Annotated in this window: 22 protein-coding genes and 2 pseudogenes; 12 read left to right on the top strand and 12 right to left on the bottom strand. The window is 67.8% G+C overall.

Annotated elements, in window-relative coordinates:
- Positions 1–10 precede the first annotated feature (10 nt).
- Together JWS14_RS07955 and JWS14_RS07960 are read left to right on the top strand one after the other, a co-directional pair.
- Positions 11–322: a PTS sugar transporter subunit IIB gene (locus tag JWS14_RS07955; RefSeq protein ID WP_143051459.1), complete on the top strand. Its 312-nt coding sequence runs from the start codon at positions 11–13 to the stop codon at positions 320–322.
- Positions 319–783, top strand: coding sequence for a PTS sugar transporter subunit IIA (locus JWS14_RS07960; RefSeq protein ID WP_206012820.1), 465 nt, complete (start codon positions 319–321; stop codon positions 781–783). The genes JWS14_RS07955 and JWS14_RS07960 overlap by 4 nt, the downstream gene beginning before the upstream one ends.
- A gap of 19 nt (positions 784–802) precedes the next feature.
- Here JWS14_RS07960 and JWS14_RS07965 read toward each other — a convergent pair whose 3' ends face one another.
- The 6 genes from JWS14_RS07965 to JWS14_RS07990 form a co-directional block, all read right to left on the bottom strand.
- Complete coding sequence (locus JWS14_RS07965) at positions 803–1,546, bottom strand: GntR family transcriptional regulator (RefSeq protein WP_072945999.1); 744 nt, start codon at positions 1,544–1,546, stop codon at positions 803–805.
- Between the two features lie 112 nt (positions 1,547–1,658).
- Positions 1,659–2,138, bottom strand: a complete 480-nt coding sequence (locus JWS14_RS07970; RefSeq protein ID WP_241031286.1) for a DUF1990 family protein — start codon at positions 2,136–2,138, stop codon at positions 1,659–1,661.
- 80 nt (positions 2,139–2,218) lie between these two features.
- On the bottom strand, positions 2,219–3,643 hold the full coding sequence (locus JWS14_RS07975) for an FAD-binding oxidoreductase (protein ID WP_072945994.1): 1,425 nt from the start codon (positions 3,641–3,643) through the stop codon (positions 2,219–2,221).
- A 48-nt stretch (positions 3,644–3,691) separates the two neighbouring features.
- Positions 3,692–6,703 (bottom strand): ATP-binding protein, encoded by a 3,012-nt coding sequence (locus tag JWS14_RS07980; RefSeq protein ID WP_206012821.1) that lies wholly within the window; start codon positions 6,701–6,703, stop codon positions 3,692–3,694.
- 60 nt (positions 6,704–6,763) lie between these two features.
- Positions 6,764–7,537 (bottom strand): SWIM zinc finger family protein, encoded by a 774-nt coding sequence (locus tag JWS14_RS07985; protein ID WP_072945990.1) that lies wholly within the window; start codon positions 7,535–7,537, stop codon positions 6,764–6,766.
- Positions 7,534–10,365, bottom strand: a complete 2,832-nt coding sequence (locus JWS14_RS07990; protein ID WP_206012822.1) for a DEAD/DEAH box helicase — start codon at positions 10,363–10,365, stop codon at positions 7,534–7,536. Before JWS14_RS07990 ends, JWS14_RS07985 begins: the two co-directional genes overlap by 4 nt.
- Before the next feature lie 374 nt (positions 10,366–10,739).
- Between JWS14_RS07990 and JWS14_RS07995 the strand changes: the two genes are divergently transcribed.
- From JWS14_RS07995 to JWS14_RS08005, 3 genes and pseudogenes are all read left to right on the top strand, one after another.
- The gene (locus JWS14_RS07995) at positions 10,740–11,642 is read left to right on the top strand and encodes an NADP-dependent oxidoreductase (protein WP_206015938.1); all 903 of its coding nucleotides are present in this window, start codon (positions 10,740–10,742) and stop codon (positions 11,640–11,642) included.
- Positions 11,643–11,715: 73 nt separating this feature from the next.
- Entirely contained in the window at positions 11,716–12,033 is a 318-nt protein-coding gene (locus JWS14_RS08000) for a hypothetical protein (RefSeq protein ID WP_012688484.1), read from the top strand.
- Between the two features lie 65 nt (positions 12,034–12,098).
- Positions 12,099–12,524: pseudogene (locus JWS14_RS08005) on the top strand (deoxyribonuclease); the annotation flags it as partial.
- Between the two features lie 143 nt (positions 12,525–12,667).
- On the opposite strand, the gene JWS14_RS08010 reads toward JWS14_RS08005, so the two are convergent.
- From JWS14_RS08010 to JWS14_RS08020, 3 genes are all read right to left on the bottom strand, one after another.
- Positions 12,668–13,069 carry a DUF6262 family protein gene (locus JWS14_RS08010; RefSeq protein WP_061042815.1) on the bottom strand — a complete coding sequence of 134 codons (402 nt, stop codon included), beginning with the start codon at positions 13,067–13,069 and terminating at the stop codon, positions 12,668–12,670.
- An 11-nt stretch (positions 13,070–13,080) separates the two neighbouring features.
- Positions 13,081–15,168 (bottom strand): tyrosine-type recombinase/integrase, encoded by a 2,088-nt coding sequence (locus JWS14_RS08015; RefSeq protein WP_181450652.1) that lies wholly within the window; start codon positions 15,166–15,168, stop codon positions 13,081–13,083.
- A 70-nt stretch (positions 15,169–15,238) separates the two neighbouring features.
- Positions 15,239–16,177 carry a tyrosine-type recombinase/integrase gene (locus tag JWS14_RS08020; RefSeq protein ID WP_206012823.1) on the bottom strand — a complete coding sequence of 313 codons (939 nt, stop codon included), beginning with the start codon at positions 16,175–16,177 and terminating at the stop codon, positions 15,239–15,241.
- 422 nt (positions 16,178–16,599) lie between these two features.
- Between JWS14_RS08020 and JWS14_RS08025 the strand changes: the two are divergent.
- Positions 16,600–16,881 (top strand): annotated as a pseudogene (locus JWS14_RS08025) (HNH endonuclease family protein); the annotation flags it as partial.
- A 13-nt stretch (positions 16,882–16,894) separates the two neighbouring features.
- Here the strand turns inward: JWS14_RS08025 and JWS14_RS08030 are convergent.
- Positions 16,895–18,469 carry a molybdopterin-dependent oxidoreductase gene (locus JWS14_RS08030; RefSeq protein WP_206012824.1) on the bottom strand — a complete coding sequence of 525 codons (1,575 nt, stop codon included), beginning with the start codon at positions 18,467–18,469 and terminating at the stop codon, positions 16,895–16,897.
- A gap of 85 nt (positions 18,470–18,554) precedes the next feature.
- Between JWS14_RS08030 and JWS14_RS08035 the strand changes: the two genes are divergently transcribed.
- The 6 genes from JWS14_RS08035 to JWS14_RS08060 all read left to right on the top strand — a co-directional run bounded on the left by JWS14_RS08035 (position 18,555) and on the right by JWS14_RS08060 (position 23,278).
- Positions 18,555–19,370: a shikimate 5-dehydrogenase gene (locus tag JWS14_RS08035; protein ID WP_206012825.1), complete on the top strand. Its 816-nt coding sequence runs from the start codon at positions 18,555–18,557 to the stop codon at positions 19,368–19,370.
- Position 19,371: 1 nt separating this feature from the next.
- Positions 19,372–19,839, top strand: a complete 468-nt coding sequence (locus tag JWS14_RS08040) for a DUF6328 family protein (protein ID WP_072945984.1) — start codon at positions 19,372–19,374, stop codon at positions 19,837–19,839.
- Positions 19,840–20,069: 230 nt separating this feature from the next.
- A complete protein-coding gene (uraD, locus tag JWS14_RS08045; protein WP_206012826.1) occupies positions 20,070–20,579 on the top strand; it encodes a 2-oxo-4-hydroxy-4-carboxy-5-ureidoimidazoline decarboxylase in 510 nt (169 codons plus the stop codon).
- Positions 20,576–20,920, top strand: coding sequence for a hydroxyisourate hydrolase (gene uraH / locus JWS14_RS08050; protein ID WP_072946167.1), 345 nt, complete (start codon positions 20,576–20,578; stop codon positions 20,918–20,920). Before uraD ends, uraH begins: the two co-directional genes overlap by 4 nt.
- Positions 20,921–20,922: 2 nt before the next feature.
- Positions 20,923–21,816 carry a factor-independent urate hydroxylase gene (gene pucL / locus JWS14_RS08055; RefSeq protein WP_095865750.1) on the top strand — a complete coding sequence of 298 codons (894 nt, stop codon included), beginning with the start codon at positions 20,923–20,925 and terminating at the stop codon, positions 21,814–21,816.
- A 10-nt stretch (positions 21,817–21,826) separates the two neighbouring features.
- Positions 21,827–23,278: a nucleobase:cation symporter-2 family protein gene (locus JWS14_RS08060; protein WP_095865751.1), complete on the top strand. Its 1,452-nt coding sequence runs from the start codon at positions 21,827–21,829 to the stop codon at positions 23,276–23,278.
- A 47-nt stretch (positions 23,279–23,325) separates the two neighbouring features.
- Here JWS14_RS08060 and JWS14_RS08065 read toward each other — a convergent pair whose 3' ends face one another.
- Together JWS14_RS08065 and JWS14_RS08070 are read right to left on the bottom strand one after the other, a co-directional pair.
- On the bottom strand, positions 23,326–24,603 hold the full coding sequence (locus JWS14_RS08065; RefSeq protein ID WP_206012827.1) for a cation:proton antiporter: 1,278 nt from the start codon (positions 24,601–24,603) through the stop codon (positions 23,326–23,328).
- Positions 24,600–25,109, bottom strand: a complete 510-nt coding sequence (locus tag JWS14_RS08070) for an O-acetyl-ADP-ribose deacetylase (RefSeq protein ID WP_095865753.1) — start codon at positions 25,107–25,109, stop codon at positions 24,600–24,602. The genes JWS14_RS08065 and JWS14_RS08070 overlap by 4 nt, the downstream gene beginning before the upstream one ends.
- Between the last annotated feature and the right edge of the window lie 3 nt (positions 25,110–25,112).

Here is a 25,112-nt window from a genome sequence, read left to right on the forward strand (position 1 = left end):
TGAGCACAGGATGTCAACAGGCAAATGTGATCCAGCTAACTCATTCCTCACCATCACCTGCAGCGCAAACACGAACTACGAGGGAGAACCGATGTCCAAAGCGGACGCAATCATCAGCGGCCTCGGCGGTGCCGACAACATCGTCGAGATCGAGGCCTGCATCACCCGGCTGCGCACCGAGGTCAAGGACGGCGCCAAGGTCGACGAGGCCGCGCTCAAGGCCGCAGGCGCCCACGGGGTGTTGAAGGCGGGCAGCGTCGTCCAGGTCATCGTCGGTCCCGAGGCGGACACCCTGGCCGAGGACATCGAGGACATCCTGTGAGCCTGTCCGTGCAGGCACCGCTGCCCGGCCGGGTGCTCGCCCTGGCCGACGTGCCCGACCCCGTGTTCGCCGGACAGATGGTGGGTTCCGGAGTCGCGATCGAGCCGGCACGCGACCGCGGCGCCCTCGACGTGCTCGCGCCGATCTCGGGCAAGATCCTCAAACTGCACCCGCACGCGTTCGTCATCCTGGGCTCGGCGGGCGGCGGCGTGCTGGTGCACCTGGGAATCGACACCGTGAAGCTGAAGGGCGAGGGGTTCACCCTGCTCGCGGCGGAGGGCGACGAGGTCGACGCCGGCGACCCCGTGGTGCGGTTCGATCCGACCGAGATCGACGGCACCGGGTACTCCGCCGTCTGCCCGATCGTGGTGATGGATTCCAAGCCGGACTCGGTGTGCACCGACACCATCGGGTCCGACGTGACCACCGGCGACGTCCTGTTCGCCTGGGCGGCGCAGTAGAAACAGAGGGCTGCCGGGCTCAGACGCTGCGCTGAGTCCGCTCCCCCTGAACTTCCATCTGCAGTTGGTAGCGATCGGACCGGTACCAGCTGCGGGTGTGCTCGACCGGCGTGGGGCCGCTGAAGGACACCCGGTCGAAGTACATCACCGGGGCGCCCTTCTTGATGCCGAGCAGGGTCGCGATCTCCTGGCTCGCGCCGTCGGCGCTGACGGTCTGCTCGGCCCGGTCGATCGGCATGCCGTACCGGTCGGCGGTGGCCCGGTAGATCGACCCGGTGAGGTCGAGGTCCAGCAGGCCGGGAAGCAGTGCAGCGTTGAACCAGCCGTCGTCGACGCTGACCGGTTCGCCGTCGGCCAGCCGCAGCCGTTTGACGTGGTAGGCGCTGGTGTCCGGTGCGATCCGCAGGGCCTTCGCGGTGGCCTCGGGCGCCGCGTCCTCCTCGCTCTGCAGCACGACCGTCGTCGGCTTGTGGCCCTGCGCCCGCATCTCCTCGGTGAACGAGGCCAGGTGGAGTTTCGACTGCACCGGACGATGCGCCACGAACGTGCCCTTGCCACGGACCCGGACCAGGTGCCCCTCGTTGACGAGCTGCCCGATCGCCTCGCGAACGGTGATGCGACTGACGCCGTAGTCCTGCATCAGTTTTCGTTCACTGGTCATCAGGTCGCCGGGCTGAAGTTCTTTGGTGCACTTGTGCAGCAGGATGGCACGGAGTTGCTCGTGCTTCGGAATCACGCTGTCGCGTAGATGTACGGGCATCATGCCGGCGGCTCCAGCTCTGTCAGGGTCGGACACATCGGATCAGTCGGTCGGACTCCAAAGGTCCCGTCCGGTCCGGTCCAACACCGAGAATACGTGATCCGGGCGCCCGGGCCTACCGTGCCGCGGCGGCCAGCGCCTCGAGATACCTGCGCGTCATCGCTTTCTGCACGACCCGGCCAGCGGGCCCGCCGAGCCGCGTGAACCACCGCCCCGGTTTCGAGAACGCCGACACGGTCGCGACGACGGTGCCGTCCGGCCGCTGTTCGACGACGAAGCTCTCCTCGCCGCGCTCGGGATGACCCGGCAGCGTGCCGTACGCGAAGCCCTTGCGCTGCGGATCGTCGAGCACGTAGACGACCCGGCAGGAGAACGTCAGCCGGAACGGACCGATCCCCCAGCGCAGTTCGACCGACGAGCCGGGCACGGCGGTCGGAGCCTCGGCCCGCACCTCGAGCCCCGCGCCGCGGTGCATCCCCCAGGCACACAGGTGGGCGGCGGCCGCGTCGAATGCGTCTGCCCCGTCACCGATCACCTTCTGCTCACGCAGATGGTGGTATCCCGCCGGGAACGGAACGTCGCGGCTCGCACCCACCTCCGGGTACGTGAACGCGGGCAGGTCGTCTCCGGAGGTACTGATGACGGTCGATCCTCTCGGTCGGGAGGTCGCCCAGCCTACTGCTCCGACCGGGCCGCGGGACGGATGTTCTGATTCACATGGAAGAGGTTGTCCGGATCGTACTTCGCCTTCACCTGCGCCAACCGGTCGTAATTGCCGAGGTATGAGGCACGCACCCGGTCCTCACCCTCGGACATCATGAAGTTGACGTACGCCCCGCCCGCGGTCGTCGGGTGGAGGGCCTCCCAGTACTGCTTGGCCCAGTCCGTGATGACCTCGGCGTTCGCCGGATCCGGGTCGACCCCGACGATCACGCCCGCCCAGCCGCCGTCCCGGTACGCGAACGCCGTGCCGTCCTCGGCCACCCGCGTCGCCGCGCCGTCGATCGGATACATGTGCATCGTCGAATGGCCGGTGGGCAGCCGACGGCCGAACTCCAGGTGGATGTCGACGGCCTCGTCGGAGATCTCGCGGACGAAGTCTGCGCGCCAGTACCACTGCAATCCCGCCGGGTACAGTGCGTCGAAGGCCGATTGCAATGCTGTGAAGGGCATTTCGCCGACCCCTACCAGCAGTGGATTACCGAATTCGCGGATCGGTTCGAGCACCGCGTCGGCCTTGCCCGGGTCGCCGGTGTAGCACCAGATGATGCCGCACGCCTTGCGGCCCCACAGTTCCTCGGGGAACGGCGGCGCCGGCGGAATGGTCAGCAGGCCGATCCAGCCGTTGAGTTCCTCGGGCAGTGAGGGCAGGAGTTCGCGGTACCACCGCATCACGTCGGGGGTGTCCTCCAGGTCGTACAGCACCGGCCCGCCGACGACATTTCCGTGGTCGCCGATCTCGTGACACGCGAACTGGAACGACGTGACCACACCGAAGTTCCCGCCGCCGCCCCGCAGCGCCCAGAACAGGTCCGGATGCGACCGCTCGCTCGCCGTCACCAGGGTGCCGTCGGCGAGGACGACGTCGGCGGAGAGCAGGTTGTCCACCGTGAGACCGAAACGGCGCGTCAGGTAGCCGATCCCGCCACCCAGCGTCAGCCCGCCGACACCGGTGGAGGCGATGAACCCGGACGGGGTGGCCATGCCGAACGGCACGGTGGCATGGTCGACGTCGCTCCAGGTGCACCCGCCGTCGACCCGGACGGTCCGGTCGGCGGGCGAGACCGTGGTCCCGCGCATACCCGACAGATCGATCACGAGGGCGTCGTCCCACACGCCGAGTCCTCCCGCGTTGTGTCCGCCTCCGCGAACCGCGAGCTCGACGTGCTGCTCGCGCGCGAACCGCACGCACGCGACGACATCCGCGGCGTTCGCGCACCGCGCGATGGCCGCGGGACGACGGTCGATCATGGCGTTGTACACGGCCCGCGCGTCGTCGTAGCCGGCGTCGCCGGGCATGATCAACTCTCCGCGCAGAGACGCGGCCAGTTCCGTGAAAGGCGGTGACGTCGTCGGTGTCGAACTGGTGGTGGTGCTCATGACCTTCTCCTCGGATCGGCGGCCCCGGAACGGGCAGTGCCTGGTAATTCACACCGTAGGAATCGGGCGTTCGCGCACCGTTCGCGCCGAAACCCCACCCGCGAACGGTCCGACGTCCGCACGAAGTCGCAGGACCTGCGGCAACCACCACCGGTCGTCGTGTTGCTCAGCGGCGATCAGGGCGGCATCGAGGGTGGCGCGGGCGGCGTCCACCGACCCGGCGTCGATCTGGACCTCCGCCAGCAACGAGAGCCAGTACGGCATCCGCGCGAACGCCCGCTGCCGTCGTAACGCGGCGAGCCCGTCGCAGATCTTCGCGATTCCCGGTTCGCCGCCGAGAAGCCGGCCTTCGAGGATCTGAGACCACTGGCTGTAGTAGGCGAAGTGGTAGCGCTCGCACAGCTGCCGCAACTCCGTCAGCGAGGCGAGCAGCGCGGTGTCGTCGCCCCGGACCTGATGCAGCACCGACGCGTACCCCAGCGCCACCGCGAGACTGTACGGGTGGCCGCAGGCCCTGCCCAGCTCGAGGGCATCCGCGGACGCCTGCACGGCCGCCTGCTCGTCGCCGATCATCCAGTACGCGTGCGATTTCCACGCGTGGCAATGCACCTCGAGCCGCGTTCCGAGGATGAACGAATAGTCGTCCGAGAACGATCGCTGCGCGATGTCGAAATGTTCGATCGCCTCCCTCGGCCTGCCGAGACCGAGGGCGCCGCCCGCCACCGCGAAATGCGCCTGACCCTCGAATTCCGGATCCGCCGCGGACAGTTCGAGGGCACGCACGCCGAGCCCGTAGGCGTGCGCGGTGTGCCCCTGCACGAAGTGGACCGCGAACAATCCGATCAGCGCACCGAGCACCACCTTCGGCCTGCGTAGTCGCTGCCCCAACTCCATGGTGCGGTCCAGCGTCCGCTCGAGCTGAGGGTCGGAGTATCCGTACAGGGTGGTCAGCGGCGCCGACATGCCCTGGCGCACGTCGACCTCGTGAGCGTCCCGATTGCGGCCCACCGGCATCGCCTCCAGAAGGTCGAGGCAGTCCCTGAAGAGCCGCAGGGCGTCGGCGTTCGCGAACACGCCTGCCGCTACCTCGGCTGCGCGCTGCAGATAATGCAGGGCACGGTCGGGGCGGCCGCCGCGCCGATACTGCTCGGCGAGTTGCCCGGCCACGTCGTCGGTGCGGCCGGTGTGCAGAAGTTCGAGTCCCTGCGCCAGACGCCGATGCAGGAGCCAGCGTCGCGGCGGACCGACCGAGCGGTACGCGGCCTCCCGGACCAGGTCGTGCACGAAGTCGTACCCGGTGCCCGCCGGCCTGACGATCCTGCGCCGCCACAGTTCGTCCACCGCCTGCACGAGGGAATCGGTGTCCAGGTCGCTCGCCTCGCTGAGCAGGTCCAGATCGAAATCCGCGCCGAGGGCCGCGGCGAGGCCTGCGACGTCCCGGGCCGGTTCCGAGCACTGCCCGAGTCGCCGGGCCAACACCTCGCCGAGGTTGCCGGCGCCCCCGCCGCCCCCGGTCGCATCCGTGCCCGGCACCATCCTGGCGGCCTCCACGACGTACAGCGGGTAGCCCGCGGTCGCGGCGTACAGGACCGCCTCCTCCGCAGGATCCAGCACCCGGCCACCGAGGGACCTCGCCAGTTCGACGGTCCCGTCCGCGGTCAACGGGTCCACCTCGACGTCCGTGACCAGTCGCGCCGACCGGAGGGCCCGCAACGCGTCCCTCACGTCGCGGCGGGACTGCGCCTCGTCCGTGCGGGCGGTCGCCGCGACCAGTACCCGCAGATGGGTGTCGAGGGACAGCAGGAACGCCAGCCACGCCGTCGTCTCCGCGTCGCACCACTGCAGATCGTCGAGGACGAGCAGGACCGGCCGGCCGGGCGACAGCACCGCGCGCGCCGTCCCCTCGAAGAAGCGGTGCCTCTGCCATGCGTCGACCATCGCCCGGGACGTCGCCGGCCGCGGCGCGGACTCGACGCTCGGGACCAGCCGCTCGACCTCGACCCTCCACAACGGATCCAGCGACCCGATCGCCGACCGAAACTCCGGGCTGCGCAGCCACTCGGCGACGGGGGCGAGCGCGACGCGGCCCGGCAGTCCGAAACACCGCGCCGTCGCTACCACTGCCCCGTCGGCACGAGCGATCTCCGCGAGTTCGGTGGTCAACCGGGTCTTGCCGACCCCCGCGTCACCGGAGACGAGCACCAGCCCCTGCCTGCCGTCGAGGGCCTGCCGCCACCGCCGCTGCAATTCCGCGCATTCGCGCTCCCGCCCGATCAGGGCGGGCATCGCCGTCCGAACGCGTTCGCGCCGGGGAGCCGCGGCGGGTTGCTCGCCCAGCAGGTTGTCGAACAGCCGGGTGGTCGCGGCGCCCGGCGCGACCCCGAGTTCGGTCTCCAGCACCGCCGCGCACCGGTGATACGTGGTCATCGCCGCCGCCCGGTCACCCGATGCGGCTTGCAGTTCCATGAGCGTCCGGTACCCGGCCTCCGCCAGCGGGTCGAGTTGGATGCGCCGACGCGCCCACGTCGTCGCCGCCTCCACCTCACCCGAGTCCCGCAGCACCCGCACCGTCGCCTCGCAGAGTTCGACGCACTCCCGGCGCAGCACGTCCCGATGGTCGAGGACCCAGTCCTCGTACGCCCCAGGCATGAGGTCACCGCGATAGGTGTCGATCGCGCAGTCCGCGTGTTCGAGAAATGCCGGGGTGTCGGAATCGGCGAGGGCGGCGAGGGCTGCCGCCCGCTCGTTGCGGAACGTGTCGACGTCCACCCGGCACGACGGCGAGTCCGTCCACGTCAGCGTCGGCCCGTCCGCGGTCGGCGCACCATCCGACCCCAGGAGACCACGGAGGTTGTGCAGTTCCCGCCGCAGGTTGGTGCGAGCCTGCTGCTCGCTCGACTCGGGCCAGAACAGCCCGGCGAGACGGGTCCTGGACTGGGCGAGACCGGCGTGCAGCACGAGATAGGCCAGCAGCGCGATCGCCCGTGACGAGACGGTGCCTGCCCCGTCGTCCTCCGGGTTCGACACGCGCTGCTCGCCGAGCAGGTAGACCGTCACCATGACTGACCAGCTCCCGGTCGCGAAACGAGGCGAGCTTCCGCGTCATTCATCATCGCACGGTCAGCGGAAGTGCTGGTACAGCGCTTTCAGCTCCCGGATCGCGGCGTCCACCGCACGCTCGTCCTCACTGACCGAGCGGATCGCCTTCCGCAGCAGGAGCGGGTCGAGGTCGTCGATCGCTGCCCGGAAGTCGGCGTCGGGCAGTCCGGGCAACGAGGACTCGTCCCCGAACCAGTCGTCGACATCGGATTCGGAGGAGTCGCCCCCGACGCCCTCGATCAGCATGTCCAGATCGACGCCGCGCAACGTCAGGATCTCGAGCGGGTTCTCGTCGATGCGCTCGGTGGCGAGGTACGCGACCGCCGCCGCATGCTTGCACGGCCACCCGTCGTCCGGGCAGGTGCAGTCGTAGTTCAGCGCGGACGCCCCGGCGGGCAGCAACAGGGGGCCGAGAACCTCCGGAACCCCGCCGCCCGCCAGCATCGCCAGGCTGCCCGGTTGCCTGCGGACCACCGCGACCAGTTCGGCGATCTCCGACTCGTCGAGGCGATCGATCGAGACGGTCGCGACGAACGGCTGGAGTTGACTGCCCTGAACCTCCCCCGTCACCATTCCGCCTGCGATCTCGAGCGAGATCACCTGACCGCTGCGCGCGTAACTCCGACCGCGGCTCATCCGGCCCTTGTCGGCGACGAATTCGATGATGTCGACGAATTCGCGACCCCACCACGTGCGGCCGAACGATCCCCGCTGGGACCGTGCCTCCAGCCCGCCCGTCACGGGTCGTCGCCGGCCGTACTGACCGAAGTACGGTCCGGGGCGCCGATTCGTCATTCGCCCACCGCCTCGTCGCCGAGCCGCAGCAGTTCGCCCAGCTGTTCGGTGCTCATCTCCGTCACCCAGTTCTCGCCCGTCCCGACGGCGAGATCCGCCAACTCCTGTTTGGTGGCGATCATCGCGTCGATCCGCTCCTCCAGGGTGCCGACGCACACGAGCTTGCGCACCTGCACGTCCCGCCGCTGGCCGATCCGGAACGCGCGGTCCGTGGCCTGGTTCTCGACGGCCGGGTTCCACCACCGGTCGAGGTGGACGACGTGATTGGCCGCGGTGAGGTTCAGCCCTGTTCCGCCGGCCTTCAGCGACAGCATCATGATCGGCGGCCCGTCGTCGCTCTGGAACGAGGCCACCATGTCGTCGCGTTTCTGCTTCGGAACACCCCCGTGCAGAAACGGTACGGGGGTACCGAAACGTTCGGCGAGGTACGGGGTGACGAGATCACCGAATTCACGGAACTGGGTGAACAGCAACGCCTTCTCGCCGTCTGCCACGACGGAGTCGAGGATGTCCTCGACGAGCCCCAGCTTGCCGGAGCGGTGCTGTCCGCGCCGCATCACCGCCGACCCGTCGCGCAGGAAATGCGCCGGATGGTTGCACACCTGTTTGAGTTTGGTCAGGGCGGCGAGGACGGCGCCCTTGCGCTTCATCCCCTTCTTGTCCTTGATCTGCGCCATCATGTCGTCGACCACCGCCCGGTACAGCGCGGCCTGCTCGGCGGTGAGGTTGGCGCGGACGGTCATCTCGAACTTGTCCGGGAGGTCGGCGATGACGGCGGGATCGGTCTTGACGCGGCGCAGCACGAACGGGGACGTGACGGCGCGGAGCCGGGCGACGGCCGTCTCGTCCTGCTCCCGCTCGATCGGCACAACGAAACGCTTGCGGAACATCGCCTCCGAACCCAGGATGCCCGAATTCGCGAAATCGAGGATCGAGCGCAGTTCGTCCAGCCGATTCTCGACCGGAGTGCCCGTCAACGCGACCCGATGCTCCGCCGGAATGCTGCGGGCCGCCCGCGCCTGCCCGGTCTTCGCGTTCTTGATGTGCTGCGCCTCGTCCAGCACCACCCGCCGCCAGTCCTGCTCCTTCAGCTGCGCGACGTCGCGGGCGAGCAGCGCGTACGTGGTGATCACCAGGTCGCTCTGTGTCACGGCGGCGGCGAGGTCGTCACCGCTCAGCCGCTGCGGACCGTGGTGCACCAGCACCCGCAGCGAGGGAACGAAGCGTGCCGCCTCACGCTGCCAGTTGCCGACCACCGACATCGGGCACACCAGCAGGGTGGGCGTGGCGGCGTTCTCGTGTGCGAGCAGGGCGAGCAACTGCAGCGTCTTGCCGAGACCCATGTCGTCGGCCAGGACCGCCCCGAGCCCGAGGCGGCTCATGAACACCAGCCAGTCGAGCCCCCGCTTCTGGTACGGCCGCAGCGTGGCGTCCAACCCGTCCGGGGTCGGCACGTCCTGCGGCTTGATGTCGCCGTCGAGCAGCGCGGCCGCCCAGCCGGTGGCGGTGACCTCCTCGACGGGGAGATCGGACAGATCGTCCGCGATCAAATCTTTCAGCAGGTCCACGATGGCGCGGTCGCCGCTGCCGTGCCGCTCCGCGACGTACCGCGCGGCGCGGGAGAGCACGTCCTGATCGGCCCGGACCCACTCACCGCGCAGCCGCACGAGATCGCTCTTCGCATTGACCAGCCGGTTCATCTCCGCGGCGGTGAGCACCGTGTCGCCGAGTGCCAGTTCCCAGTTGTACTGCACCAACTGGTCTTTGCCGACGGACCGGTTCTCCGCGCTCGCCGGGGTGCTGGGCGAGCTCACCCGCAGTCGCATCGACGGCGACGCCACACTCCAGGCCCGCGGCAGCAGCAGGCTGATGCCCTTCTCCTTCAACGCCACCGCACCGTGCCCGACGAGGTCGATGACCACCGCGGTGGGCAGCATCAGGTCGAGACTGTCGGGGTCGCTCGGGACGTCCTGCAGCCGCGGGTAGGCGGCGACGGCCTCGGTCAGTTTGCGAACACCGGTCTGCAGGCGGCTCGCCTCCGTCCGGTGCAGCGGAATCGGCACCGGCGCTTCACCTTCCGGGCGCAGGCACACCTGTAGCCGCCACAACACCGTGTCCGGGTCCCAATCGCCCTCCACGTCCACGTCTTCCGGCTCGAGCAGTCGCAGCACCAGTTCGGGTTCGTCCACCTTCAGGCTGTCCCGCCACCCGTCGAGGGAACCCGCCAGCTGGGCGGTGCCCTCGGCGAAGTCCTCACCCCGAACCAGCGCGTCGATCAGCGGATGCTCCGGTGCGGTGCCGGAATCGTCCGGGTGCCTGCCGCCCAGGACCCGCCGGGCAACGGGGTCGGTCAACTCGGTCACCATGTCGTCGAGCACCGCCCGCGGGGTGGTTCCGTGGCGCTGCACCGGGGGCATCGCGACCGACAGTTCCGTGAGCCACGCACGCTGCCGTTCGCCGCCGAGGAGCCGCCATCGCGGCCACCATCCGCCCTCCGCCCGATGCACCTCCGGCACCACGCGTCCCGCACGCACCCAGCGCTCGACGCCGCGCGCCACGTGGGCGAGGTAGCGCAGATCCCCGGCGATCCGGGGGTCGCGGGCCGACACCGACAGCAGGAAGTCGGTCGCGTCCGGCGGCGCGAGGGCGACCGCCGCCCACTCGAGCATCTCCGGACCCGACGGCGTCGGCATCGGCACCTTCACGTGATGGCGGAACTTCCGGGCGAGCACCCGCCCGACCGCGTCGGTCGGCTCCGCGGCGGCCGGATTCCGGTCCTCGACCCACAGCATGAGACCCGAACCGGGTGTCCAGAGGCCGTGCAGCATGCACCCATCCAATCAGGCACAACCGACAGTCGGAGAAATCCCTGCTCGGCGGCTGTAACCCTCGACGAGATTCCACCGATGAACGAGGTGGCGGCTGTCCACGCCGGTATCGACCGGGATCGCTGCCGTTGGTAGATCGCAGTGATCGGAGGAAGACACAATGGACGCGACACAGATGTTGCAGGTTCTCGTTCAACTCATCCAGGTCCTCGGACCGTTGATGGGCGGCGGAGGAGGCGGCGGAGGCACAGGCTCCCTGGGTAGCCTGTTCGGCTCCTGAGTTCTCACGAAGTAGGCCCGCCGACTCCGTTCGGCGGGCCTACTTCGTGCCCGGATCCGGGCACGAAGTTCGTGATAGGACTGTGGGCGTGAGCATGGCATACGGCTTCAGCGAATATGGCGGCCCCGAGACGCAGCAGTTCTTCGACGTCCCCGTTCCCTCCCCCGGCCCCGGACAGCTGCTGGTCGCCGTCCACGCGGCAGGCGTGAATCCCGCCGATTGGAAGGTGCGGGCGGGAACGCGGAAGGACACGGTCCCGGTCACCCTTCCCGCGGTTCTCGGCCGGGAGGTCGCGGGTGTGGTGGCCGACGTCGGCCCCCGGGTGACCGGGTTCGCGGTCGGCGACGCCGTGTTCGGGGCGACCGCCACCGGTTTCGGCGGATACACCGAGTACACCCTGGTCAACACGGCCGCAGCGGCACACAGGCCCGACGCGGTCTCGTTCGCCGACGCGGCCACGCTACCCGTCGCGGCGGGGACCGCGTACGACGCGCTGACGACCCTGGACCTGGCTCCCGGCAGCCGATTGCTCGTCGTCGGTGCGGGCGGTGGCGTGGGGGTGGCGGCGCTGCAGTTGGCCGCGGCCCGGGACGTCACCGTGATCGGGGTCGCGAGCGAGGGCAAACGGGAGGTCGTCGAATCGCTCGGCGCCACGTGGGTGGCGTCCGGGGACGGACTCGCCGAACGGGTGCCCGGCCCGGTGGACGCCGTCTTCGATCTCGTCGGCGGTGCCGCGCTGGCCGAGGCGGCGCGGGTGGTGACGGATCCGGCGGCGATCATCAGTGTCGGCGACCCACTCGCGGCACGGGATCTCGGCGGCTCGGGAGTGGAACGGCGCCGCACGTCCGCGGTGTTCGCGGAGGTGGCCGCGCTGGTGGCCGACGGAACCCTCGACCCGCGGGTGGCCCACCGGTTCCCGTTCGCGCACGCCGGTGACGCTCTCGCGACGGTCGAATCCGGTCACACGAGCGGCAAGGTCGTGATCGAGTTCGGTTAGCGGGTCTGGCTTTCACCCGGCCCGAGGTAGATGCTGGAGAGACGTAGCTGCCGGAAACTCTCGGGAGTCGGCCATGAGCATCCTGATCCAGGTTCTCGAACAGGGGTACGCGCTCACCACCCCGTGGGAGCAACGGAAGTACGCCTTCGTCGATGCCACCCACATCGTCACCATTCGCCTGGACGGGCAGTCGGGTGTGTGGCTCGACGGAATGAAACACGGTGAGGCGCACCGGCTTGCGGTCACCCCCGTCGCCAGCGAGGCGATCTTCTTCCTCCTGCGCACGCTCGACCTGCTGGCCGAATGCCGGCAGAGCGGCGGTTCCTGGGTCATCGGTCACGACGGCACGCACGTGTCGTCGATCGCCGCGGTGCGCCTGCCCTTCAGCTGACCTGTCGGGGGCCCGGTGCATACTCCTGGACGGTAGGGGAAGAGTTTTCGAGCGCCGGGGGACGCATGAGACTTCTGTACGTGACGGCGTGGCTGGCCGTGATCCTGTCGGCCGGTGGCTGCGGAGTGTCGCTGCTCGACCTGGGCGACAGTCCCGCACCGGGCAGCCCGCCGCGCGCGCACATCGAGGAGTTGCTCGGGCGGGTCGCCACGGTCGAATCCCGTCCGCACCCCGGCGGATACCAGCGCGGGTGTTCCGGCCGGGAGCTGTGCGTCTTCGGACCGGCCTGGACCGACGACCAGGACGCCGCGGGCGGCCACGACGGGTGCGACACCCGCAACAACGTTCTGGCGATCGATCTCCGCTCGGTGATCTTCCGCGACGGCACCCGCGACTGCGTAGTGCTCAGCGGGGTCCTCGCCGATCCGTACTCCGGTGAGGTGCTCCCGTTCGACCGGGCGGACGCGAAAGCCGTCCAGATCGACCACGTCGTATCCGTCACTTCGACGATATATCCCCGAATAAGCCCAGGTCATAGTGTCATCGACATGCCGATGACGCCGGAACCGGTCGTAGGTAAGCGCGGCATCGAGGCATTGCCCTGGCCGATGGGGGCCGTATGACCGCCGTGTAGTTAGAGCGGTCTGAGCTGGGCTATTTCGCGGCGGAGTGTGAGATTCTCGCCGTGGGCGGCGGCGAGGGCTTGGCGGAGCGCTAGCACTTCTGCGTGGTGGCGGCTGCGGATTTCCTTCAGCTGGGTGGCCAGTGCGCGGACTGCGGAGGATGTGGTCGGTTGCTCGTCGGGTGCTGCGTCGGGGCCCGTGCTGCGGTGACCGGTCGAGGTGCGAAGGTCTTCGATCTTTCGGCGGAGGTCGCTGTGCTTGTAGAGGAAGTCGGTCGAGAGATGGGCCCTGCGGGCGACACTCACGAAGGTGATTTGCTGGCCCGCGGCGGAGAGCTCGCGGAGTGCGTCGGTGGCGCGTGCCATGGCCTGGTCGTGTCGGAGGCGCGCGGCTCGCTGGAGGTGTTCGGACATGTCGACTCCTATCAGGCGGTCTGGTCTCGGACTCCGGCGCCGCGGATTCCGTGTTGGTCGGCGGTGTCGGTGATCGCGAGCAGGATCTGGTTGAGTGAGGTGACCTCGTCGGTGCGGCCTTGTAGCCAGACGTTGTCCTCGCTCATCTGCGTTCCGTAGCGGGCCGCAAATGTCTCCTTGCGGATCTCGATGAGCCGCTGGGTTTCCTCGAGTTGCCGGGAGAGTTCGGCGGCGTGGGTGGCATCAGTGACGAACTTCGGGCAGGTCAAGCACGCGTTTCCCTTGTCGCAGGATTGCCTCGGTGGGAGGGTGCACCAACCGTTCGGCAGAACGCGATCGGCCCGGCTGTCGAGCTTGAGGAAGTCGTAGAGATCCGAGGTGTCGATCCCCGGGGTTCGGCCGTCGCTGGTGACCTTCTTGTAGCGCAGGAATTCACGCTCCTGGGTTTCCGACAGCGTCACCGCATAATGCATGGTCATTTCCGGGCTGACGTGTCCGAAGTATCTCATCACCACGTGCAATGGAACGCCCGCGTTGAGCAGGTTGGTGGCGGCCGTGTGTCGGAAGCGGTGTGTCTTACTGATCATTACCGGGTGTCCGGCACTGTCGGTGATCGCCAAGCGATCCGCGAGTGCGGCCAGGTGCGTATGCAACGTGGGCATCGGGTAGGACGCGGTGCCGTTGCGGTTCTGAATACGTCTCAGGAAAAGGTATCTGGGGGTCTGATCTGGTCTGCCGACTCGCGCCATGTGCTCTCGCGCGACCTGTTGTTGAGCCCTGATGACGGTGACGATTTCGGCGTCGACCGGGATCGAGGCGGGGTGTGCGGATTCGATCTTCGTCTGTTGGTAGCGCAGGCGGGCCACGAAGTCTGCGCTGTCGACCGTGTCGGGAGGCGACTTCGATGTCCTCTGGAGTGGGATCAAGGGGTCAAAGTCCATCATGAGGATCTCGTTGACTCGGCGTCCGGTGCGAATGAGGAGCATCAATATGTGAAAGGCCTGAATGTCACCGAGGCCACCCTCGGTGCGTGGCTTCGCGAGCAGTTCGGCGCCGGCGGCGATTCTGGTGACCACCGCGTCTTCGAGGACCATGTCATCGTCGTGTCGCTTGTTGGTCAGGCGTGGTTTGTCTTCGGGCCGGAACAACACGCAGTGCTCGGGGCGCAGCAGCCGCCATTCGGGTTGGCCCAGCGTGTGGGACGCTTCGTCGCGATGGTCAAACATCCATTGGTAGAACTGCTCGATTGCGGTCATGATGTTTCGGCGCGGATTCTTGCCCAGGAGCTGGTTCTTGTTCTTTCCGGTGGTGACGGTGTGCGTGCGTAGCATCTCGCAGAATCCCCGCACGAACGGCCGGAAAGCGGAGGGGTCGCTGGTCAGGGTGGGGCCGGCGTCGCCGACCGTGTCGAGATGGCGTTGAAGCCATTTGAGTGCGTCGAGACGCGATTTGATCGTGCTCCAGCTGTAGCGGCCGTTCTCGAGGTTCTCCGAGAGCCATAGTTTGGCTCCCTCACGGAGCCAGTCACTGCTCAGTCGACTGAAGTTGGCGGTGTGGTGGCTCATCGGTTCGTGTTCACGCTGGGGAACGCGGGGGTCGAGTTGTGGATTCCACAGGTTCAGCTGCCACCACGGGCCCTGATGGTAGGGGTAGACGAGAATGTCCTGCAGGCGACGCAAACGGTGGAGAGCCTTGCTGTCGTTGCTGGTCCCGCGCTGCAGGCCGCGCAACTGCGCCCGCTGCGCCTCTCTCAGCCACTGTTCGGGGGTGAGGTGCAGCAATGACTCCGCTGACCGGGCAGTCTTCCCGCCATAGCCAGTAGCGGCGCGCAGGATTCCTGTGGTGGCGTTGAAGTGCGTCGGGTGGATAATTCTGCCCAATTCCACCTCCCGGTGGATCAGCCAGGCCAGCTCCCAGGTCATCGGTTCCGGCAGCGAGCGAAAGTTCAGGGCTACCGACGTCCATGGTCCTCCTCCCACACTGCGCTCGGCGACCGCGGGGGCGTAGATGTCGGGCATGTTCTTCTTGTCGAAATGATCGCTGCGGCATGGCTCGGGCAGTGAATCCCACAGCTGCCGTGCCCGAAGGGGGTCGAACATCTCCGAGACAGGCAGCCGCAGGTCGCGGCCTTCGAGACGTTTAGGTTCTGGCCTGGGCTCGCGTCTTGGGCTACGGGACATCGGTTTTCGTCTCCCATCCCGATACGACGTCGCGCCAGTTCGCCAGCGCTTCCAGCTCAGCGTCCTCGGTGACGTGCCCATACCTGTTGATCGTGGTTTGCACGTCTCGGTGCCCAAGGCGCCTGCTGACCACATGCAGAGGTGTTCCCGCGAGCAGCAGTGCGGTGGCGTGGGAATGACGGAACCAATGCGGCGTCATCGCCTCCGGTAGCTGCGGCACCTTCCGTTTCATCGCCCGCAGGTGCGCATACACACTTTCGCCGCGCAGCGGTGCGTAGAGCGGTTCGCGTCGGGTGTTGCAAAAGATGTATCCACTGTCCCAGTCGTCGATTACACCGTCTGCGCCGTGCTCGCAGAGCCACCACACGAAATCGCCGTAGAGGCGGTCGAGGCGGCTGCCGACGAAGACCTTGCGGTAGCCGGATTTCGGTATCAGTCCGTGGGGGTGTGGTCGTGGCACGATGGCAACCGATGCCGTGTCTCCACGGCTGGTGTTCCAGTCTCGATGCTGAAGTGAGAGTGCTTCACCGATTCGCATGCCGGTCTCGGCCAGCAAGGTCCAGAGAAATCGGTACCGCAGATCTCCTGACCAGTCGCCGGTCGGCGCGCAAGATGCCTCGGCTGCGATCAGGGCATCGATGGAGTCCGGCTCCAGCAGTGGAGTCTGCCGGTTTCGGAGTCTCACGCGGATAGCTGTCCGTCGCTGAGCATTTCGACGAGCAATATGTTCGAGAATCGGCATATACCTAGCCGGTCGTGATCGCACGTGCTCGTAGAGGAACGATGCGGCATCGACGCCGAACGCGGCATGGTATCGGTAGAAGCTCATCACCGGTCGTATGCGGATCGCCACGGTCGCTTCTGTGACAGTCGCTTCCGGATGAAGTTGCCGGACGAACGGGTCGAACTGGCCGGTGCGCACGGCCATCAGGAAATGGCCGAAGTCGCTGAGCTGGACCGTATCCCACTGCCGATCGGACTTCTCCAGGTAGGACCACCAGAGCGCTAGACCACGCGCGTACGTTTTGATGGTGTTTGGGAGAGAACTCCGATTGACGAGCGAATTCCAGATACTGCTCGATCGGTTCGACGAGTGTGTGGGAATCGGACACCACCGTCCACGTCGTCTCTCCACCGGTCATCACACGTTGAGTGGACGCCATCTGGTCTCCTTCGACGTGACCACGCTAACGCGCTCAACGCCTCGGTCTCGGGATTGCCGTCCGGTGTGTCAGCGATGTCGTCGGCATCGCATGCCAATGTCCGATACGCGTACCAGTGACGAGGATGGCCAATGAACTACACCCATGTCGATGATGTGAACGGCACAACACTCCTAGTACCGGATACCACGTCTACCCGCTGGCAGCGGCGTGGGACATGGGCGCGTCGACGTGGCCGCCCGAGCGCCGGCTCCGGTTCGCCAACGACGTCACGTTCAACCTGCTGGCCGTCAACGGCGCCGACAATCAGGACAAGGGCGACCAGACCCCGCAGGACTGGCTGCCACCGAACCCGGCGTACCGCTGCTTCTACGCGGGCAAGTACCTCTCGGTGGCGGTGGAGTACGGACTTCCGGTGACGCAGGCGGACCGCGACGCGCTCGCCGAGGTGGCGGAGCGGTGTCCGTGATCGTCCCGGCGCCTCAGGCCACGGTGAACGACCGGGTGTGCCAGCCGGTGGCGCCGCTCGGGACCGGCGGCGTCCGCTCCTCCACCTGCACGTTGCCGTCCAGATCGGTGGCGCGCACCTGAAGTGTGTGCAGGCCGGACGCGGCCTCCCACTCCCACGTCCACTGCCGCCAGGTGTCGATGCTGTACTGCGGGGCGAGGGTCGCGGTCTGCCATGCTCCGTTGTCGACCCGTACCTCCACCTTCTCGATGCCGCGGTGCTGCGCCCATGCGGTTCCGGCGACGAGTACCGGGCCGGGCGCGGTGGGTGCGAACGGGGCTGGCACGTCGATCCGGGATGCGGTCTTGATCGGACCTTCCGCGGACCATCCGCGCTTCGTCCAGTAGGCCTCGGCCTTGTCGAATCGTGTGAGTTCCCACTCCACCACCCATTTGGTGGCCGACACGTAGCCGTAGAGACCGGGGACGACCTGCCGCACGGGGTAACCGTGTTCGAACGGCAGCGGCTGACCGTTCATCGCCACCGCGAGAATCGCGTCGCGTCCGTCCCGCAGCGCCGCGACCGGGGTGCCCGCCGTGAAGTGGTCGCTGCTCGTGGAGAGCAGCATGTCGGCGTCGGGGTGCACGCCTGCCTCGTCGAGGATGTCCTTGATGGGGTAGCCGATCCACGTGGCGTTGCCTGCGAGGTTTCCGCCGACCTCGTTCGACACGCACGTCAACGTGATCAGCCGTTCCACGGGTGTGCGTGCGATCAGGTCGTCCCACGAGAGGGTGAGTTCGCGGTCCACCATGCCGTGGATGCGCAGTTGCCAGTCGTCCGTCGTCAGCCGCGGCACCCGGAGGGCGGTGTCGATCCGGTAGAAGTCCTCGTTCGACGTGACGAACGGGGTGCCGCCCGGCACGCCGATGTCGGTGCCCGGAACGATCGCGGCCGCCCGGTCCGTCACCCCGGGAACCGCGAAGGCGCGGCGGTTGTCCACGGCGCCCGCGACCTGCTGCCCGAGGTACCGGCCCGCGGCTCCCGCGGCCGCGGCCGTCGCGGCGGCTCCCGCCGCCAACAGGAGAAAAGTGCGGCGCGGCAACCACGAATCCTCGGAATCCGAGTTCTCGGGAGCCCGCGCGGTGGCCGTCAGCACCCGCAGGACCGCGATACCGGCGACGACGCCCACCACTGTCGGCAGCGCATACATCCAGGTGGCGCCGGGACGCTGGGTCGCGGCCACGATTCCCACCAGCCCGAGCACCGCGAGGATTGCGCTGCCGAACGGGGCGCGGGGGCGCTCGACGATCCCCGCGACTGCGGCGAGGAGCACGATGAGGATCGTCATGCCCACGAACAACGCGGGTTTGTCGTTGGTGCCGAACGTGTGTATCGCGAACTCGCGGGCCCAGGCGGGGCTGCGGTCCACCGTCGTCGATCCGACCGCGTAGAACGGCGACGCATTCGGGTCGATCAGCGCCGCCAGCAGTTCGCCCACTCCGAGTACCATGCCGGCGGCGATCACTCCGGCGAGCGCGCGCGAGAACAGGTGCCGCCGTCTCCGTGGCGTCCGCGCCGCCTCGTGCCGGTCACCGATCGTGGTAGTCATCGCAGCCTTGCTCCTTTGCGGTCGTCACCGTGTATTCGGAGCTGAGAACGCGCACGGATGGGAGCCCACCACTAGTATTTACCGGATGAACCAGCTCGACAAAGACACTCTTCTCTGCATCTCGCTCTCCGGCCGGCCGAGCAACATCGGCACCCGGTTTCACAATTATCTGTACGGCGAGCTGGGCCTCAATTTCGTGTACAAAGCCTTCACCACCAACGACCTCCAGGCTGCGGTCGGCGGCATCCGGGCGCTGGGGATCCGCGGCGCCGGTGTCTCCATGCCGTTCAAGGAGCAGATCATCGACTACGTCGACGTGATGCACGAATCGGCGTCGGTCATCGAGTCCGTCAACACGGTCGTCAACGAGGACGGGGCGTTGCACGCCTACAACACCGACTACCAGGCCATCGCGAACCTGTTGCGCGACAACGCGTTGCCCCACTCGCTCTCGGTGGCGGTGGCCGGGAGCGGCGGCATGGCCAAGGCCGTCGTCGCCGCCGTGCGCGACTACGGGTTCACCGACGTCACCGTGATCGCCCGCAACGAGACGACCGGCGGCGCCGTCGCGAAGCAGTACGGATTCGCTTGGCAGCCCGAACTGGGCGCGGCGCGACCGGGGCTGCTGATCAATGCCACCCCCATCGGAATGGCCGGTGGTCCCGAGGCCGAGGATCTGGCATTCGAACTCGACGCGATCGACGCGGCGGAGGCCGTATTCGACGTGGTGGCGATGCCCGCCGCAACGCCACTGATCCGGGCTGCGGCCGAACGCCACAAGACCGTCATCACGGGCGCCGAGGTGATCGCGCTGCAGGCCGCGGAACAGTTCGTCCTCTACACCGGCGTGCGCCCGTCTCCCGAAGAGATCCGCAGGGCCTCCGAGTATTCACGGTCGTGAGGTGAGCACCGCCGAGACACCCGCGCAGCGGCTCGCCCGCAATTTCAGCGAGCTGCTGCAGGAACTCCGTGTCGCGCAGGCCGGTGTGCAGATCCTGTTCGCCTTCCTCCTGGCGGTCGCCTTCACCGAGGCGTACGAGGAGCAGTCGTTCGGCCTCCGCATGCTGCACCTCGTCACGGTGCTCCTGACGACGGTGTCCTCGGCGCTCCTCATCGCCCCGGCGGTCTGGCATCGCGTGCTGTTCCGTCAGGGCCGCCGGGCCGACATCCTGCGCAAGGCCAACCTGTTCGCGCTGTGGGGTATCGGATTTCTGGCCGCCGCCATGACCGGCACCGTGATCCTGATTGCCGAAGTGGCAGTGGGCGGTCCGGGCGCGATCGTGATCGGCGTGGCGGCCGCGCTGATGTTCGCGACGCTGTGGTTCGTGTTGCCCCGTCTTTTCAATCACCACGCCGACGGCGAGGAGTAGGTCCCGCCGTACCGCGTCCCGTTGTCCGTGAGCTGTTGCCCGACAACGTTTTCTCATCGCAGGTGGTTCCCCCACCACCGCACCCGGGACCCGTCACTCCCCCGGTCGGCCGTAAACCCCACCCATGTCCGAATCTGGATTAATTCAATTTTGGGTCTTGACACGAATTGTGACCCCTGTCACGCTTCTCTATACGGAATCATTATTTCGCATTGTGGAAGAAGGGTCGCATGGTTTTCGATGCAGGACTCCAACGATTCAACGAGGCGTCACAGTCCGAGGCGACGGAATGGGCGCGGATCTGCCTGGACATCCCCCGGTGGGCAGACGAACTCGTCTCCGCCCGGCCGTACCCCGATCGCGCCTCGTTGCTCACCGCGGCCAGGACGGGGGCCGGCCCGCTCTCCGCGGAGGAGATTGAACTGGCCCTCGCCCGCCACCCCCGAATCGGTGAACCCCCGGGCGGCGACGGCGCCGAGGCGCACCTGGCCCGCTCGGAACAGTCGAACGTCGATTCGTCCGACGCTGCCGCCAGGAAGCGGCTCACCGACGGCAACCGTGCCTACGAGGACAAGTTCGGACGGGTCTTCCTGATCCGCGCCGCCGGGCGCAGCACGTCCGACGTCCTCACCGCCCTCGACCGCAGGCTGGTCAACGACGAGGCCGGCGAATTGGCCGTTGTCGCAGAGGAACTGCGCGACATCGCCGCACTCCGGCTCGCCGGGATGCTGGACGCATGAGCGACGTCAGCCAGGTCACCACCCACGTGCTGGACGCGGCCGAAGGCATGCCCGCGCGGGAGGTGCCGGTCACGCTGGCGGTCCTGAGAGAGTCCGCCTGGGTCACCGTCGCCGACGCCGTCACCGACGACGACGGGCGCGCCGCAGCTCTGGGACCTGCCCGTCTCGAGCCGGGCACCTACCGGATCGTGTTCGACACCGGACGCTACTTCGCCGCGAAGGGACGTCCGACGTTCTACCCCGACATCACCATCACGTTCGCCCTCACCGACAGCGAACAGCACTACCACGTACCTGTCCTTCTCAGTCCATTCGCATACTCGACCTACCGAGGGAGCTAATCATGAGCAAGATCGTGCTCGGCCAGAACCAGTACGGCAAGGCGGAAGTCCGGTTGGTCAAGATCACCCGGGACACAAAGCGACACGAGATCGAAGACGTCACCGTCACTTCGCAACTGCGCGGAGACCTCGACGCGGTACACACCGAAGGCGACAACGCGCACGTCGTGGCCACGGACACCCAGAAGAACACGGTGTACGCGTTCGCTCGCGACGGCGTCGGCGCGATCGAGTCGTTCGCGATGCGACTCGGGAAGCACTTCACCGGCGAGTTCGAGTGGATCACCGGCGGGCGGTGGGAGATCGAGCAGTACTCGTGGGCTCGGATCCCGGTCGACGGCGAGGGCCACGACCACTCCTTCGTCCGATCCAGCGACGAACGACGGAACACCGTGGTCACCGTCGACGGCGACCGGACGTGGATCGTGTCCGGTCTCAGCAACATGGTGGTGTTGAAGTCGACGGGTTCGGAGTTCCGCGGATACCCGAAGGACAGGTACACGACCCTGCAGGAGACGTCCGACCGGATCCTCGCGACGTCGGTGAGCGCCCGATGGCGGTACCTCACCACCGACGTCGACTTCGACAAGACGTTCGAGAACGTGCGCGCAATCATGTTGGAGGCGTTCGCCACAACCCATTCGCTCGCGCTGCAGCAGTCGCTGTTCCAGATGGGTTCGGCGGTCCTCGAGGCGCATCCGGAGATCGCCGAGGTGAAGTTCTCGATGCCGAACAAGCACCATTTCCTGGTCGACCTGGAACCGTTCGGACTCGACAACCCCGGCGAGGTGTTCTTCGCCGCCGACCGCCCCTACGGGTTGATCGAGGCGACCGTCGAGCGTGAGGGCGCGCCCGACGCCGGCCGCGCCTGGGATTCCGTTCCCGGATTCTGCTAGGAGCGCGGCGATGAAGCGGATCGGACATCGGGTCGCCGGAACGACCGGACCCGAAGACGAGCGTTTGCCGCTCGGAAAGTCGTACATCTACGGGTTGCAGCACATCCTGACCATGTACGGCGGCGTGATCGCGCCTCCCCTGATCGTCGGCGGCGCCGCCGGACTGACCGGCGTCGAGATCGGCCTGCTGGTGTCGGCGGCCTTGTTCGTCAGCGGCGCCGCCACCTTGCTGCAGACCCTCGGCGTTCCCTTCTTCGGCGCCAAACTCCCCCTGGTGCAGGGCATTTCCTTCGCCTCGGTGTCGACGATGGTGGCGGTGGCCGCCGGTCCGGGCGGGCTGCGCTCCGTGTTCGGGGCCATCATGGTCGCAGGCGTCATCGGGTTGCTGATCAGCCCCTTCTTCTGCAAGATCGTCCGCTACTTCCCACCCGTCGTCACCGGGTCGATCATCACGGTCATCGGCATCTCCCTCCTGCCGGTCGCGGTGCGGTGGGCGATGGGCGGCAACGCCAAGGCCCCGGACTGGGGATCGATGTCCAACATCGGACTCGCCGGGTTCAGCCTGTTCGTCGTGTTGCTGGTGAGCCGACTGGTCCAGGGCACCCTGTCGCGGTTGTCCATCCTGATCGGCATCGTGGTAGGCACCCTGTTCGCCGCCCTGATCGGCAAGGCCGACTTCAGTGCGGTCGGGAAGGGCGCGATCTTCGAACTGCCGCAGGTGTTCTCGTTCGGCACCCCGCTGTTCCAGATCGGCGCGATCATCTCGATGACCGTCGTGATCCTGGTGATCATGACCGAGACGACGGCGGACATCCTCGCGGTCGGCGAGATCGTGGGGACGAAGGTAGATGCTCGCCGGGTCGGCGACGGACTCCGCGCCGACATGCTCGCCACCACCGTGGCGCCGGTGTTCGGGACGTTCCCGGCCAGCGCGTTCGCCCAGAACGTCGGACTCGTCGCGATCACCGGGATCAAGAGCCGGTACGTCGTCGCGGCCGGCGGTTCGGTCCTGTTCGCTCTCGGGCTGTTCCCCATCCTCGGTCGGCTGGTGGCGTCCGTGCCGCTGCCCGTCCTCGGCGGCGCCGGGATCGTGCTCTTCGGCTCGGTGGCCGCGAGCGGAATCCGCACCCTGTCCAAGGTGTCGTACGACGGCAACCTGAACCTGGTGATCGTCGCGGTGGCCCTCGGATTCGGCGTCATCCCGATCGCGGTGCCCGAGTTCTACTCGGCCTTCCCGGAGTGGGTGCACATCGTCTTCGACTCGGGAATCAGCGCGGCGAGCATCGTCGCGGTGCTACTGAACATCCTGTTCAACGAGATCAAGGCGGGCAACCGGCCCACGCCGTCGGTGGTGTCGGCGGCGCCTCCCGTCGCCGTCCACCGCGCCGAGGACACGGCGCACCCGGCAGACACGGGGCATCCCGCAGACACGGCGCGCACCTCCGCCGTGCGCAACGAGTGAAGGATCGCACCACCGCAACACGCTGGTCGGGCGGTGCAGTCGCGACGCTATCGGTCCGCGACTGCACCGCCTTCCCGACGAAGATCGAGCAGGCGCATCACGCGCGTCGCGCTCACCCCGTGGACGAGGACGGAGAGGACGACCGTGAAGGCCACCGTCGACCACAACCATTTCTCGTTCTCCACGCCGGCCTCCGCGGCGGCGTAGGCGAGATAGTAGATCGACCCGATTCCGCGAACCCCGAAGAATGCGGTGACCCGGCGCTCGGGGCCGGACATCTCCTCGCAGCCCAGCAGCGAAAGCCATGCCACCACCGGCCGGATGACGAACACGAGGGCCGCCGCGACGAGAACCCCGCCCCACGTCAGTTCGGCCAGCAGTCCGGACGTGAGTGCCACGCCCAGCAGGAGCAGGACGGCGAGGGTGAGCACGTGTTCGAGTTGCTCGATCAGGCTGTGCATCTCGGCGTGATACTCGTGGGCCCGCTCCGTCCGACGGATGGCGACGGCACAGGCGAAGACGGCGAGAAACCCGTATCCTCCGGCCAGTTCGGTGAGTCCGTAGACGGCGAATGTGGCGGCGAGCGCGAAGATGGGTTCGCTGCGTTCGGCTAGGCGCATGTGTGCGATCGGGAAGCGGAAGACCGCGCGACCGAACAGGTCACCGGCAATCCACCCCAGGGCCGCGCCGATCACGACCTTGCCGATCAGCTCCCAGGCCACCCACTGCACGATCCACTGCTCGATCGGCCCCTTGCCGATCATGAACAGTGCCAGATACACGAACGGGAACGCGAGAGCGTCGTTGAGCCCGGCCTCCGAGGTGAGCGCGAACCGGACCTCGTCGTCCTCCCGATGGGACTCGCCGCCCGACGTGGGACCTTCCACCTGCACGTCGGACGCCAGAACCGGGTCCGTGGGCGCGAGGACGGCCCCGAGCAGGATCGCGACGGCGGGGGTCAATGCCGCCACCCACCAGCCGAGCAGCGCGACAGCGGCGATACCGAAGGGCATCGCGATCAGCAGCAGACGCCACGTCGAATTCCACGTCCGCCAGCCCAGTGGCCTGTCGATCGCCAGTCCCACACCCATCAAGGCGACGATGACGCAGGTTTCGCTCAGGTGTTCCGTCACAGCGGGATGCAGTGCCGGCGACAGGGTGTCGGTGCCCGACTTGCCGAGAAACAGGCCGGCCCCCGCTCCGACCGCCAGGACGATCAGCGGCGCCGAGACGGCACGGTCCTGGAACAGGCCTGGAACGGTCGCGGCCAGCAGAAGAGCCAGTCCTGCTGTCAGATACACGAGATCGGTGTTCAGCGCAGTCACCCCACCTCGCCGCGCAGCAGGGACGCCATCCGTGCGTCGAACGCCACGAACAGCACCCGCGGAATCCCGGAGTCCGAGTCCCGGACGGCGCCGACCGCCTGCCGGACGGCGTCGTCCGCGGGCCAGCCGTACACCCCGGACGAGATCAGCGGGAACGCGACGGACTGCGCGCCGAGGTCGGCGGCCACCGCCAGGCTCGCGGTGTACGCGCTGCGCAGGGTGGCCGACCGATCGTCCGAAGCGGAATAGACGGGGCCGACCGTGTGGATCACCCATCGGGCGGGCAACCGGCCCGCCGTCGTCGCGACCGCCTGTCCCGCCGGCAGTCCGTCCTGCAATGTGGTGGCCCGCAGTTGCCGGCATTCGGCGAGGATCTCGGGGCCACCGGCCCGGTGGATGGCGCCGTCCACGCCACCGCCGCCGAGCAGTCCGGAGTTGGCGGCGTTGACGATCGCGTCGACCTCGACCGTCGTGATGTCACCCTGCACTACCTCGATGGTGGTCATGTG

The organism is Rhodococcus koreensis (genome assembly GCF_017068375.1).
GTDB lineage: Bacteria > Actinomycetota > Actinomycetes > Mycobacteriales > Mycobacteriaceae > Rhodococcus_F > Rhodococcus_F koreensis.